The following is a 13497-nucleotide window of genomic DNA, read 5'->3' as shown; positions in this document are numbered from 1 at the left end:
GAACGGAGTATTCGATGGCGTCCGACGCACCCAAACCGGGCTCAGAGGCCCGCTTCCTGCGCGACACCGGCCCGCTCGGCGACCTCACGGACCGCGAGCTCCGCCGGATCGTCGACTCGGCCAGCCGGGTCACCCTTCCTGCACACTGGTCGCTGATCCAGGAACAGACCCCGGGCGACGCCTGTTACATCCTGCTGTCCGGAACGGTCGCCGTGTTCGTCGGTACGGAGCGTGTGGCCGAGCTGGGCCCCGGTGACGTGGTCGGCGAGGTCGCGCTGCGCCAGGGGCGGCTACGCTCGGCGACGGTGTCCACGGTGGAACCCGTCGAGCTGCTGCACATCGACGGCGCGGATCTCGACAAGCTGGTGCGGGAGCTGCCCGCCCTGCAGCGCGCGATCGATGCCACCGCCGTGGAGCACGGCGCGGGCTCGTCCGAGCGGTGACAAGGCCGGGCTGGGCTCCGGCCCCCGGCCCCGATGGGCGGCGGTGGGACGAGGGCCTCGCCCTTGGAAGGCTACGGCCTGCCCCGGCGGGACCGCCGGAGTGCGTCTAGCTGCGCGCGGCCCGCTTGGCCCGGTACATCGGCATCATCGCGGCGAGCCCGAGCAGCGCGACGAACAGCCCGGCGAGCATGGTCAGGCCGTCCGTGAGCTGTGCAGCGGGCGTCTCGGCCATGCGGTCGTACCGGGCGCCCGTTGCCACGATGTCCGGATGGTCGGTCATCTGAGTCGTGTTACCGGGAGTGTTCTCGGTAGTCAGCACACCACCTCCACGAACAAGGGCTCCCCCTGGTTCCCCGTATCCATCATGCGCCTTTCCCCGCGGTACGGAAGTGCCGAGCGCCGCTTCGTGCGCGGCGGGCTCACCGGCCCGTCGAGCGTGGGCGCGAGGTCTCCGGCTCAGGACAGGCCGAGTACGGTCACGAGCGAGCGGGCGGAGTCCCCGCCGCTGTCGATCGCGATGTCCAGCGCCGCCGGCACGTCGAGTTCGGTGCTCAGCGCGCGCCGCACCCGCTCAGGGGCGGTACCGTCCGTCGCCCGGCGACCCGCCGCGCTGTAGAGCTGCTCCAGCCGGGCCCCTGCCGCGTCCAGCTGGTCGATGGAGAAGTCCCAGGAGTCCTGCCACCGGCGGTCCAGGATCATCATGCGCAGCACAGCGGGTGCGTGCTCGGTGAGCAGATCCGGCACAAGGACCAGGTTGTCGGCCGACTTGGCCATCTTGCGTCCCGCCACGGTGACCGTGCCGATGTGCAGCCACGCGCGCGTGTAGGGCGTCACGCCGGTCAGGGCCTCAGCTATGGCCGCGTGGTAGGCGTGGTGCGGGAAGGTCAGGTCGGCGCCGCCCGCGTGGATGTCCACCCCGACGCCGAACACCGACGCCGACATCGCAACGCACTCGGCGTGCCAGCCGGGCCTGCCGGTGCCCCACGGTGACTCCCAGCCGACCCGGTCCGGGCCTGCGGCCTGCCAGACAGCCACGTCGAACGGGTCGTCCTTCGCCGGGTCGTCCGGTCTGCCGTCGAACTCCACGGCGAGCTCGCGCGCGCGTCGCCGGTCCACACCGGCTCGGGCGGGGACGTGGTGACCCCGGAAGTACACGCTGCCGTCCCTGACGTAGGCCGAGCCGGACTCCACCAGGTGCCGCGCGAGCCGCACCACGTGCGGAATGTAGCGGTGTGCGCGCGGTTCGTGCTGCGGCTGTCGCAGGTTGAGCTTGGCCATCTCGGTTTCGAACCGGAACTGCCCGACGGCGGCGAACCAGTCGGCGTCCGTCCCGGCACGTGCGGCCGCCGCGTCGAGTACGTCGTCGACGTCGGTGACGTTGCGGCACACGTCCGGTTCGACACCGACGAGGCGTAGCACCCGGCCCAGCACGTCCACCCAGACGAACGTCGCGGCATGGCCGAGATGGGTGACGTCGTAGGGCGTGATGCCGCAGGCGTACACGCGGGCGCGGTCCAGCAGGGGCAGTGACGTGCCGGACAGCTGCAGCGCGCCGTACGCGTCCCACCTGGCGTGGCCATCCATGCCGCCGAGTATGCCGCGTACGCCGGCGATGGGCAGCCCGACGGCGCGTGCCCTGCTGGACGACTTTGCCGGGTGCAGCCGGGTGCAGCCGGGTGCAGCGGGGTGCGCTGCCCGTTCCGGATCTGTCGGGTGAAGCGATGGAGGAAGGGTAGCGGTGCATCTATCAGACGGGAGGGAACGTTCTGAGCAGGTTTCGTACCCGGTGACAGGAGTCGTCGTTGTTCCGGTCGAGTCGGACCGCGGCGACTCGCCGAACCGGCTCGTCGACCGGGAAGCCTGGGAGCGGGCAGGCGGGACCACGACTGCACGAACCCTCACGCGGCCCGGATGAGCTTCGGGTGCGGGTCTCACCGGCCGTCCCCGTGCACGGCGAGCACGCGGTCGAGGCGGTCCCGCCACCACGCGGCCCGTCCTGGGTCGGTGAGCGCGTGGGTGTCGAGCAGGCCGGGGTCCGGCGTGGGCGGTGTGCGCGGCACGGGCAGGTGGCCGTCGACGACCCGCAGGGAGTCGGCTCCGGCGGCGATATCGCCGTCGAGCAGGGAGAGCGTGCCGAGGCCGCAGGCGAAGTCCAGTTCGGGCAGGGCACCGGCCAGAGCCAGCTGCGCGGCCAGCCCCACGCTGGTCTCCAGCGCGGAGGAGACCACGCACGGCAGCCCGGCGGCTTCGGCGACCTCCAGCGAGCGCCGGACGCCGCCGAGCGGGGCGCACTTGAGCACCGCGATGTCGGCGGCCCCCGCGACGGCCACCCGCAGCGGGTCCTCGGCACGCCGGATGGACTCGTCGGCGGCGATGCGCACCTCGACCCGGCGCCGGACGGCGGCGAGCTCCTCGATGCTGCGGCAGGGCTGCTCGGCGTACTCCAGCCCGCGGGCGGCGCTGTCCAGCAGGCGGATATGACCGGCGGCCGTGTCGACGTCCCAGGCTCCGTTCGCGTCCACGCGGATCGCGCCGTCCGGGCCGAGTGCGTCGCGCACCGCCTCGACGCGGGCGAGGTCCTCGTTCAGGGATTCGGGGTGGTCGGCGACCTTGACCTTGGCGGTACCGCAGCCGGAACGGGCGGCGACCTCACGGGCCCGTTCCGGGGCGAGGGCGGGCACGGTGCAGTTGACGGGAACGCGGTCCCGCACGGGTGCAGGCCATCCGAGGGTGCACTGCTCGATCGCGGTGGCCAGCCACGCGGCGGACGTGGTGTCGTCGTAGTCGGTGAACGGGCAGAACTCGCCCCATCCGGCCGGTCCCTCGAGCAGCATCCCCTCGCGCACGGTGATCCCCCGGAACCGGGTGCGCATCCCGATCGCGTAGATGCGCGCGCCGTCGACGTCGATCTGGCTGGAGGTGCCTGTCACTCGGGTGTCTCCGGATGCTCGCCGTGCACCCGAGGCCTGCGGCCGGATCCGTGTCCGTACCGTGGCCCCGGGCGTGTCCCCGTCGAGCGGTTCGACGGGGGCGCTCGACGTGGGCCCGGTGAGACTCGAACTCACACTGGCATGGACCTAAACCATGTGCCTCTGCCTATTGGGCTACGGGCCCCGCTCGTCGCGACAAGCCTAACGAACACGCGGATCCGGCGACGCTCCGGAGTGCCACTGCACGGTGCGGTCGGCCGGTGATCTACTGTGAGCGACGACCAGGATCTGTGCCCGTTCCTGGACCCCCTTCAGCGACGTCAGGAGGACACGTGGTCCGCGATCAGGAGAGCATCGAGCGGGACATCGAGAGGGCGCGCGACGCCCTCGCTGTCACACTGGACCAGCTCGGTACGAAGGCGAGCCCGAAGCGTCTGGCCGACTCCGCCAAGACCTCGGTGCGCGCCACGTGGTCCGAGCCGAAGGTGAAGTACCCCGTGATCGGCGCAGGCGTGCTGATCGGTGCGTTGTTGCTGCGCAAGCTGCTGCGCTAACGCCGGTACCGGCGATCAGGCGCTGAGCTCGCCCTGCGGGCTCCCGTCCTCGGTAGCGGGGGGTTCGGCCGCGCCTGCATCGGCGTCGTCGGTTCCCTCGCTGCCGGTGTGCTCGCCCGCCGGTGCGGCTGCCTGCTCCGCCTCGGGGCCGGCGATGCGCACCTGCATGTACTTCGCCGTGAAGTCGACAGCGCTGCCGTTGAGCATGTGGACCACCGCTCGTTCCTCCTGATCGGGAACGAGCTTGTCGATCAGCTGCTCGGCACGGTCACGGGCGGCGATGAGGCCGGGTGCGCGCGCGGTGAGCTCGCGGCCCAGACCGGCCACGGTGATGGTCCATTCCTCATCTTCTTCCGCGTAGCTCGCCGTTATCGGTTCCACCATCCGACTCACCCCTTCCTTCGCTGCTCATCATTCCCCTGTGAAGACCGTGCCGCCACTCGTTTATGACGCGATCTTCGGACACGTCAACAGGCGGGGGCATGATGGCCTACGTGAGCGTAGGAGCACAGCGGCAACCATCACCGAGTGTGGCAGGTCACGAGTGGCCGCCCTGCTTGTTACCCAGGCCGTTCCACAGAATGTCCATCGTCAGGCCCGTGGCGCGCTCCGGGGTGACCTCCTCCTGGCGCTCCGCCCAGATCGCCATGCGCTCGCAGGCCCCGACGAGGAACTCGGCGACCGCCTCGACCTCGAGATCGGACACGCCGGGTAGGTAGGCCCGGATGAGCGAGGCGTTGAACTCGGTCTGCTGGCGCCGGATGGCCTCGACCTCGTCGGCCGCCGACGCGCCGACCAGGGACAGCTCGTGACGCAGCAGGGACCATTCCGCATGGCGCTCGTCGATGAACTGGAAGAAGGCGAGCAGGCCCTGCCACAGCGCCTCCTCCGCCGAGAGTGCCGATGAGGCGGCGTTCTCCGTCCTGGCCAGCAGGTCGGCACGTGCCCTGCGGATCGCGGCGATGAGCAGGCCTTCCTTGGAGTGGAAGTACTCGTAGAGCATCGGCTTGGATACGCCGACGCGCTCGGCGATCTCGTCCATGGACGCCGCGACGTAGCCGCGTTCGGCGAACAGGGCAACGGCGACATCGATCATCTGGCGCTCGCGCTGGGCACGCGGCATGCGTTTGCGAGGGGCTGCTGAGCTGTTCGGTAGCGCGGTCACACCGCGACTCTACCGGAGGTAACTCTACCGAAAGTAACCTACTCATAGTAAGATTATCGGTAACGGTATCGAACACGACGGATTGAGGCGCTATGACCAGCACTGACACGAGGGCGGAGGAAACCACGACGGTGATCGTGGGCACGGGGTTCGCCGGACTCGGGATGGCGATCCAGCTGCTCAGGGAAGGCCGCACGGACTTTCTCGTGCTGGAGAAGGCGCACGAGGTCGGCGGCACCTGGCGGGACAACTCCTACCCGGGCTGTGCCTGCGACATCCAGTCGCACATGTACTCGTTCTCGCACGAGCAGAACCCCGACTGGTCACGGGCGTTCGCTCCGCAGGCGGAGATCTTCGACTACCTCAAGCGGGTCGCGGACAAGCACAACCTGCGCGAGTACATCCGTTTCGGCAGGGAGATGACCTCGGCCAGGTGGGACGAGCAGCAGCACCGCTGGCATGTGTACAGCAGCGACGGCGAGCACTATGTCGCCAAGTTCCTCGTCTCCGGGGTCGGCGCGTTGCACCTGCCGCAGATCCCGCCGCTGGAGGGGATCGAGCGTTTCCGGGGAAGGACGTTTCACTCCGCCGACTGGGACCACGACTTCGACCTGCGGGACAAGAAGGTCGCCGTGATCGGGACGGGCGCCAGCGCGATCCAGTTCGTCCCCCAGATCGCGCCCGAGGTCGCCGAGATGACGGTGTTCCAGCGCACGCCGCCGTGGATCATGCCCAAGTCCGACCGCGAGATCCCGCGCTGGGCGCGGGCGATGTTCCGGCGGCTGCCCGCGACGCAGCGCGCCTACCGCACCTTTCTGTACTGGATGCTCGAGGCGCGCGCGATCGGTTTCAACGGCCATCCGGGCCTGCTCAAGCTGGCGGAGAAGGTGGCGAAGTGGAACATGCGCAGGACGATCTCCGACCCGCAGCTGCGCGCCAAGCTCACCCCCGACTACCGGATGGGCTGCAAACGGGTGTTGATCTCCAACGACTACTTCCCCGCGCTGACCCGGCGCAACGTCGACGTGGTCACCGACGGCATCGCGGAGGTGCGCGAGCACAGCGTCGTCGACACGGCAGGGCGGGAGTACGAGGTGGACGCCATCATCTACGGAACCGGTTTCCACGTCACCGACGCCTTCGACTACCTGGAGATCACCGGGGAGGACGGGCGTGACCTGTCGACCGAGTGGTCGTCGCAGGGCATGGAGACGCACAGGGGTATAACCGTGGAAGGGTTCCCGAACCTGTTCTTCCTGCTCGGCCCGAACACCGGCCTCGGGCACAACTCGGTGGTGTTCATGATCGAGTCCCAGGTCCGCTACACGATGGAGGCCATGCGGATCGTGGAGCGGCAGGGCGCCGACGCGCTGCGGGTGCGCGGAGACGCGCAGGAGCGGTTCCAGGAGCACATCCAGCGCAAGCTGGACAAGGGCGTGTGGACCCAGGGCGGGTGCACCAGCTGGTACCTCGACTCCAAGGGCGTGAACCGCACGATCTGGCCGGGGTTCACCTGGAAGTACTGGCTCGACACGCGCAAGGTCGAAACCAGCGAGTACGAGCTCCTTGGTCGCCGGTGAGCGGTACCCGCCCCGTGCGGGGAGCCCGACGTGACATTCGGCTCCTTCTACGGAACCGAGGTCACATTGGGCTCTCACTCTCGCCGGTGAGCTCGCCGTTGTCGTCGTCGACGGGATCCTCGTCGCTCGGTGTGTCGGGGCCGGAGAACGTGCGCAGGTGCTCGAGGAGTTGGATGGTGGTCAGCCCGCACAGCTCCGCCATGCGCTCCACGGCAGCTGGGTCCAGATGCACGACAGTTCCCCGGCCACCGTTCTCCCTGTTCAGGCGGTCCCGGGCCCACCTGCGCAGGGGCAGGAGCTCGGCTCGGCTGTCCCGCACCACCTTGGCCAGATCGACGTCGATCTGGCCCGGTGAGCTCGTGAACAGCCGAGCGTGTACACGGGCGAGGAGGTCGTGCGGCAGCTCGTCCATGGCGAAGCAGATCTCGGCGAGCCGCACCACGGAGCAGTGCCGCGTGCCGAGCTCGTAGGTCGCCAGCGTCTGCACCGAGATGTCCCGATCCAGGTGCCTGTTGAGCTCCTTGCGCGTCCACCCTTGGCGCTTGCGAACCCTGCGCAGCTCATCGCCGAGAATCCGCTGATACCTGTGACTGTCGATGCGCACCGTGCGTCCCTCTCACGTCCTCACCTGACCGGTCCGGGGTGGTTGTGACAACCACCGCCTGAGGTCCCCACGCGGACCCCACACCGGTGAAAGGCATGAGCTAGCCGGTCATGACGCGAAACGGCCGGATTTCCCGCGCACGATGTGTGAGCCGAGAGGCTCCTTCGGTGCGTATGTGGTCCCCGAGGCGTCGTTCGGCCCGTCCCGAGCGACAGCTAGTTGACGCAGGTCACCCCGTCGGCGGTGATGGGCTCCCCGTCCGAGTCCTCCGACCCGGGCTCATCGGGGTTCGCGCCGGGCCCGCCGGGGTCCTGGTCCGGTGCGTCCGGGCCCTCCTGCTCGCTCTGCGGGGTGCGACCGCCGGCGGAGTCCGCGGACAGTTCGGCGCTACGGAAGTCGCTGCCAAGCAGCACGGTGATCTGACCGGGCGTCAGCGCGGGATCCTCCTCCGGCCTGCCGGGGCCGTCCAGTGCCTCGGCGACACGGTCGGCCTTGTCCCGTTCCCCGGGTGCGTAGCGCACCACGGTGGTGTCCCTGGCGGTCGCGTTGCTGACCAGGCCTTCGACGAACCCCTTGCCGGTCAGCGAGTCCGCAACGTCGGCGGCGAGACCCGGCACCGTGGTCGTGTTCATCACGTTGACTGTGATGTCGGAGTTGTCCTGCTCGGTGACCTGCTCGGATTCCCCGTCGTCCTGCTCGTCCCCGGACAGCTCGGCGAAGAAGTCGCGGACCTGTGCCGGGTCGACCTGCACAGCCGACCCGTCGCGCGTGTCCATGCTCAGGCTCATCACCGGGATCGTGTGGAACTCGATCTGGCCACCGGCCAGCCCGCTCATCTGCTCGGCGAAACCCATGACGTCCCAGTCCTGGTCCAGGACCACCGCCTTCTTGAAGGCGTCCATCAGATCGTTGAGCTTGCGAGGGTTCGTCAGGGTCCCCGTGGAGAGCACCTTGTTGGCCAGTCCCGCCATGAAGGCCTGTTGGCGGACGACGCGATCGAGGTCACCGCGTGGCAGGCCGTGCCGCTGCCGGACGAATCCGAGCGCGTCGGCCCCGGAGATGGTCTGTACCCCGGCGTCGAAGTCGACACCGGAGTCGTAGTCCTCCACCGGCTCCTTGAGGCACACCTCGACGCCACCGATAGCCTCGGTGATCTCCAGGAAGCCGAAGAAGTTGACCGAGGCGTAGTTGTCGATGGTGCGGCCGGTCAGCGCCTCGACAGTCTCGATGAGCGTCCGTGCGCCTTCCTGGTCGGAGCGGACCTCGAGCTCGTTCTCGTCCGTCACGCCTTCTCGGCGCAGGCGCCGCTCCTCGGTGGTCTTGCCGCGGGCGAACGCGGAGTTGATCTTGTGTCGGCCGTACCCGGGGATGTCGACGTAGGAGTCCCGCGGGATCGATACCGCGACTGCCCTGCTGCCGTCATTGGGGATGTGCACGTGAATGATGGTGTCGGTGTTGAGCTGCCCGTCGGCCTCGCCGACGTTGATCTCGTTGAGCTCCTCGAGGGGCACCTCGTTGCCCTGGGCGTCCGTCCGGCTGTCCACGCCGATGAGCAGGATGTCCCGTGAGCCGTCAGCCGGTTCGTGGCCACCGCCCTCGTCACCGATCACGTCGGCGACGGTCAGCCCTTGACCCATCCCGTGCAAGGTCCCCCACGCGTACCCGGTAGCGCTCATCACCAGCAACGAGACCAGTGCGAGGGCGATCTTGGCTCCACGCAACGGTGCGCGCCGCGACGTGCGCGCGCCGGACGTGCCAGGGCCGCGGCCGCGCTGGGTACCGGACCCGCGGCCGGAGCGCTGCCGATCGCTCGCGGCCCGACCCTCCGTACGATTCACCCGTGGTAACGCCGGGGTGGTCTCCAACTCCTGGTCGAGCCACGGTCGCGACGGTCGCCGTTCCCGCCGGTTCGGCCGCGGCCGGTTATCCACGCCGAGCGCTCCCTTCCGATTCCGTTCGCCCCCGAATGACGCCGTGCTACACGCCGTAGGTTGCCCGCCAGAAGGTGGAGATCCTTCGGAACGTGCCTAGCAAACTCTCAGCCATACCGAAGAGCCAGCGTCCCCGGGAGTATGGCAATGTGACGGTCATCACCTCGAATCGGTCGGTGTTTCGTACTTGCGGCGTGCGTAGCGTACTTGGTCCCGTCCCTGTTCCTTGGCTTCGTAGACGGCCGCGTCGGCGGCCTGGACCAGGGTCTCCAGTGAGTCGGCGTGCTGCGGGTACACGGCGACACCGATCGACGTCGTGCGCCCGGTGATGGTCGCCGAGCCACCCCGCTTGTTGGTTGTGACGATCTTTGCTCGTGCGACGGTGTTGCGAATGCGTTCGGCGGTCTGTCCCGCGGACTCCACGTCGATGTCGGGCAGCAGGACCAGGAACTCCTCACCACCGAACCGGCCGACGATGTCACCGGGCCGGGTCTCCTCCGTCAGCAGCCCGCCGACGTGTCGCAGCACGTCGTCGCCTGCGGGGTGCCCGTACGTGTCGTTGATCCACTTGAAGTCGTCGAAATCGATCATCAGTAGTGCCGGCCCCGGCGTGTCCCTGCTGCTCCTGCGGAACACACGCTCGGCAGACTCGGTCCAGCCACGCATGTTGAACAGACCGGTCTTGGAGTCCGTCCGCACGTCCGACTGCAGCTGGCCGAGCTCGGCCAGCCGGTTGAACACCACGGTCACCAGGGCCATGATCGCCACAGCGGGGGCGACGTTGACCAGCAGGATGGCGGTGACCGCGCCGAGCCCGATCGTGACGGCCTCGATCATGTTGTCCTGCAGGGTGCCGAGCACCTTGCTCCACGAACGCAGACGAGCCGCGCCGAGAGCGAGGACCCCGCCGGTGAGGGTCAGCTGCACGACCTCGTAGACACCGCCGGCGAGTACGATCGCGCCGAACCCGGGAAGGCCCCAGAAGGCGCCGTCGGCCGACAGCTCGGCGCGGTCGATGGCGGCGAACGCCAGGTGTGCCAAGGCGGCAGCGGTGGCGATGCTGATCGAGGAGAAGACGAAGTTGTGCGGAGGCCGTCGCGCGATCAGCCACCGCTGGGTGCGTAGCAGCAGAACCAGGAGCAGGATAAGCGGAATCGGCAGCAGCAGCGCGGCGGGAAAGATCCATACCGCGGTCAGATCGATGATGACCCCGTCTATGCGGCTGCGCCTGCGCGCTTCCTGCCTACTGGTCAGGAGAATGTGCATCGTCCCGCCGGCCGCCAGTATCGCGAACCGTAGCCATTCCTGCCCGCTCGGAAGTGCGGACGCGGCGACAGCGAGGACGAAACCGGCCAGCGCAAGGGTCTCGACAGCGAGCAGGAACGCGATCATCGGTTTCGGTCTGCGCCACAGGTCCCACCTGCGGGGGTCGCGTGACCGGTTCGGGGAAGGTGCCTGGTTCCGTTCGGTGACGTGCCGTGATGTGGCCTCGGAGGCGGTGTGGCGCCTGCCGCGCGGAGGAGACGTCATGGCGTTCCTCCTTTCGGCGCGTTCCCGCTCGCGACATCACGGGGTTACATCACGGGGTTCCGGGCACCGGGACGATCCCTCGACGGGTACCATTCCACCGTATCCGTTGCGCTGGTAACGCTGGGTTATTGGTGCCTCGTTCGAATACAACTCACGCCTATCGGAGGTGTTTTCGGTGACCGACCGTGACTTCTAAGGGAATGCGAAACGCTGAATCGGTTCGGTGTAGCGACTGGGAGGTGTTCTCGATGACCGACCGTGACTTCTGAATGCGAATCCACACGCACCGTGGCCGCGGCGACGGGTCGTGCTGGGTGGTAGGGCGGCGCGAACCCACTGTGACGCGCCGGGACACACCGCACGGCGGTGGACCGCCGTGCGCGACGGATCGCGGAGGTAACCGTCGCTACCGCCCGTCCATGGTGACGTCGCCACGAACACGGTGCCACCGTAGCGCGCTGAGCACCGCCAGCGCTGTGCCGAGCATCCCGGCCAGGGCGACCGTGTGGGTCGCGGAGCCGAGCAACTCCGCGAGCGCGCCCGCGAGCGCGACACCGAGCCCCTGGGCCACACGAAGCCCGGTGCGGTAGGCGCCCCCGGCGCTGCCGCGGTGCTCGTTGGGTACGAGAGTGAGGAAGGTGGCGTTGACCGTGACGAGGTACGCCCCTGTCGCACCGCCCGCGGCGAGCAGCACGAGCGTGACCGGAAGGTTCGGTTCGAAGGCGAAGCACAGCAGTACGGCGAGCGAGGCCACGGCCAGCACGGGCACCGCCCGCATCCGTACCGCGGGCGACGCGAGGCGGGACAGCAGGAAGGCGCCGAGCACGAAGCCGAGCGGGTCCGCGGCGAGAATCCACCCGACGGTGTGCTCGGCCGTGGACAGCTCGGCGGCGAGGGGGGCTGCCAGTCCGAGCGGCACGGCGGCGAACCCGACCAACCACGACAGCCAGACGAGCGCCCGGAGCCGGGGGTCACCGAACACCAGACGGATGCCGTCGAACCACCCGTCGGACCGGCGGCCCGCGTGCGGCCGCCATCGCACCCGAGCGCGCACGATGCCTGCCGCGACGGCGAACGTCAGCGCGTCCAGCGCAAGCGCCCAGTACGGACCGATCGCGGTCACGAGCAGGCCACCGCCCGCGAGGCCGAGCAGCATCATCGTGTTGGTGGTGACACCGCGAAGATCCTGGCTACGCAGATAGAGCTCGTCGGAGCCGAAGACCTCCCTCGTGATCGCATGGTGTGCCGCGTTGGCGGGGGCGCCGAACAGCCCGACGCAGAACACGAGAACGCACAGCAACGTCAACGGAAGGCCCGGCACGGTCATGGTCGCCACCAGCAGCGCCTGTGCGAGCAGGCAGCTGCTCAGAACGGCGCGGCGCGGGTAGCGGTCGGCGAGCTGGCTGAGCCCGAGGCCGCCCGCCAGCGCTGGTAGGAACGTCATGGCATAGACAAGCGCGGCCCACAGTGCCGACTGGGTCCGGCCGAACACCATGATGGCCAGCGCGACCTTCGCGAGCTGGTCCCCGGCGAGCGAGACGGCCTCTGTCCCCCACAGAGCCCGGAACTCCCGGACAACGAGCACATCGGCGAACCGTGGCCGACGGGCAGCCGGTTGTGCCCACGCCGCGCTGGTGGTGTTCCTTCTCGCCGGCACCAGGGTGCTCTCCCCTCGCTGCGGCTCACGCTGTGTTGCCGGAGTGTACTAGTATGATTACCTCACGTGCACGGTCACCGTTCGCTGATCAGTGCGGCAGTACCACCCCACCGGTCACCGTCACCCACTCGGCGCAATGAACTCGCCGTTCGGCGACGAGAGTGGTTCGCGACGTGAACGTGAGATCGAGACTGGAGCCATGGGCATGCTCGACAGCAAGTCCGTCGTGGTCACCGGAGCCGGCCGCGGGCTCGGGGCTGCGTTCGCCGTGCACGCGGCGGAGGCCGGGGCCGCCGTCGTGGTCAACGACGTGGATGTCGCCACCGCTGAACGCACGGCCGACGTGGTCCGGCAGCGAGGCGGTCGCGCGGTCGTCAGCGGGCACACGGTGCGCGAGCCCGACCAGGCGCAGGCCATCGTGGATACGGGCGTGGCGGCGTTCGGCGGAGTCGACGGGCTGGTCAACAATGCCGCGCTCAACTACGAGTCCGCGCCGTGGGACGAGGACACCGGCACGGCGCGGGAGCTCATCGAGGTCAACGTACTCGGTGTGATCCACACGGGACTCGCCGCCGCTCGCGCGATGCGGGACCGGGGCGGGTCGATCGTGAACATCTCCTCCGGGGCCTTCTTCGGCCAGCGGCGGTTGGGCACCTACGCGGCGAGCAAGGGAGCTGTCGCATCGCTGACCGCCTCGTGGGCGCTGGACATGGAGGACGCGGGCATCCGGGTCAACGCGGTGTGCCCGCTCGCGCGCACCCGGATGGTGCACCGGTCCCGGCGCGCGCTGCGCAACTGCCCGCCCGACCGGACGCCGGACCGGATCGCGCCGCTGGTGACGTACCTGCTCTCGGGCGCCGCAGCGGGGGTCAGCGGCCAGGTCGTCCGGTGCGACGGGCAGCGGCTGCACATCGTCGGCCACCCCTACAACAAGATGCCCGTTCTGGAGAACACCCGGTGGCATACCGACGAGGTCCGGCGAGCGTTCGACGAGGTGTTCACCGCGCATCTCGAGCCGTACGGCGTGGAGAAACGCCTGCCGCCCCGGTTGCGACGCCTGGTCGCACCGTTCACCAGGCGCACGACACCCCGTGCGTCCTGAG

The 13497-nt window shown here is 69.1% G+C and carries 13 protein-coding genes and 1 tRNA gene; 4 read left to right on the top strand and 10 right to left on the bottom strand.

Annotated features, from left to right (window positions below; translation table 11 throughout):
• The first annotated feature begins 14 nt into the window (after positions 1-14).
• Positions 15-443, top strand: coding sequence for a cyclic nucleotide-binding domain-containing protein (locus CHB84_RS18080; protein ID WP_089302831.1), 429 nt, complete (start codon positions 15-17; stop codon positions 441-443).
• A gap of 106 nt (positions 444-549) precedes the next feature.
• Here the strand turns inward: CHB84_RS18080 and CHB84_RS23025 are convergent, their stop codons facing one another.
• From CHB84_RS23025 to CHB84_RS18065, 4 genes are all read right to left on the bottom strand, one after another.
• On the bottom strand, positions 550-723 hold the full coding sequence (locus tag CHB84_RS23025) for a hypothetical protein (protein WP_176440029.1): 174 nt from the start codon (positions 721-723) through the stop codon (positions 550-552).
• Between the two features lie 176 nt (positions 724-899).
• Positions 900-2027: a cysteine--tRNA ligase gene (locus CHB84_RS18075; RefSeq protein WP_089302830.1), complete on the bottom strand. Its 1128-nt coding sequence runs from the start codon at positions 2025-2027 to the stop codon at positions 900-902.
• A 347-nt stretch (positions 2028-2374) separates the two neighbouring features.
• A complete protein-coding gene (locus tag CHB84_RS18070; protein WP_281251774.1) occupies positions 2375-3373 on the bottom strand; it encodes an o-succinylbenzoate synthase in 999 nt (332 codons plus the stop codon).
• A gap of 110 nt (positions 3374-3483) precedes the next feature.
• Positions 3484-3557: transfer RNA gene (locus tag CHB84_RS18065), tRNA-Leu, on the bottom strand.
• 148 nt (positions 3558-3705) lie between these two features.
• On the opposite strand from CHB84_RS18065, the gene CHB84_RS18060 reads away from it, so the two are divergent.
• Positions 3706-3927 (top strand): DUF3618 domain-containing protein, encoded by a 222-nt coding sequence (locus CHB84_RS18060; protein WP_089302829.1) that lies wholly within the window; start codon positions 3706-3708, stop codon positions 3925-3927.
• A 15-nt stretch (positions 3928-3942) separates the two neighbouring features.
• On the opposite strand, the gene CHB84_RS18055 is transcribed toward CHB84_RS18060, so the two are convergent.
• Both CHB84_RS18055 and CHB84_RS18050 read right to left on the bottom strand, forming a co-directional pair.
• On the bottom strand, positions 3943-4311 hold the full coding sequence (locus CHB84_RS18055) for a hypothetical protein (RefSeq protein ID WP_089302828.1): 369 nt from the start codon (positions 4309-4311) through the stop codon (positions 3943-3945).
• Between the two features lie 154 nt (positions 4312-4465).
• On the bottom strand, positions 4466-5092 hold the full coding sequence (locus CHB84_RS18050) for a TetR/AcrR family transcriptional regulator (protein ID WP_425432316.1): 627 nt from the start codon (positions 5090-5092) through the stop codon (positions 4466-4468).
• A 92-nt stretch (positions 5093-5184) separates the two neighbouring features.
• Between CHB84_RS18050 and CHB84_RS18045 the strand changes: the two genes are divergently transcribed.
• Complete coding sequence (locus CHB84_RS18045; RefSeq protein WP_089302826.1) at positions 5185-6672, top strand: flavin-containing monooxygenase; 1488 nt, start codon at positions 5185-5187, stop codon at positions 6670-6672.
• A gap of 61 nt (positions 6673-6733) precedes the next feature.
• Here CHB84_RS18045 and CHB84_RS18040 read toward each other — a convergent pair whose 3' ends face one another.
• From CHB84_RS18040 to CHB84_RS18025, 4 genes are all read right to left on the bottom strand, one after another.
• Positions 6734-7276: a helix-turn-helix transcriptional regulator gene (locus CHB84_RS18040; RefSeq protein WP_089302825.1), complete on the bottom strand. Its 543-nt coding sequence runs from the start codon at positions 7274-7276 to the stop codon at positions 6734-6736.
• A 215-nt stretch (positions 7277-7491) separates the two neighbouring features.
• Entirely contained in the window at positions 7492-9207 is a 1716-nt protein-coding gene (locus CHB84_RS18035) for an LCP family protein (RefSeq protein ID WP_245818818.1), read from the bottom strand.
• Between the two features lie 159 nt (positions 9208-9366).
• Positions 9367-10737 (bottom strand): GGDEF domain-containing protein, encoded by a 1371-nt coding sequence (locus tag CHB84_RS18030; RefSeq protein WP_089302824.1) that lies wholly within the window; start codon positions 10735-10737, stop codon positions 9367-9369.
• Positions 10738-11143: 406 nt separating this feature from the next.
• Positions 11144-12322, bottom strand: coding sequence for an MFS transporter (locus CHB84_RS18025; RefSeq protein WP_089302823.1), 1179 nt, complete (start codon positions 12320-12322; stop codon positions 11144-11146).
• A 271-nt stretch (positions 12323-12593) separates the two neighbouring features.
• On the opposite strand from CHB84_RS18025, the gene CHB84_RS18020 reads away from it, so the two are divergent.
• Complete coding sequence (locus tag CHB84_RS18020) at positions 12594-13496, top strand: SDR family NAD(P)-dependent oxidoreductase (protein WP_089302885.1); 903 nt, start codon at positions 12594-12596, stop codon at positions 13494-13496.
• Position 13497: the final 1 nt, after the last annotated feature.

Source organism: Haloechinothrix alba, assembly GCF_900188115.1.
GTDB classification, from domain to species: Bacteria; Actinomycetota; Actinomycetes; order Mycobacteriales; family Pseudonocardiaceae; genus Haloechinothrix; species Haloechinothrix alba.
This window is presented reverse-complemented; position numbering and strand designations above follow the sequence as displayed.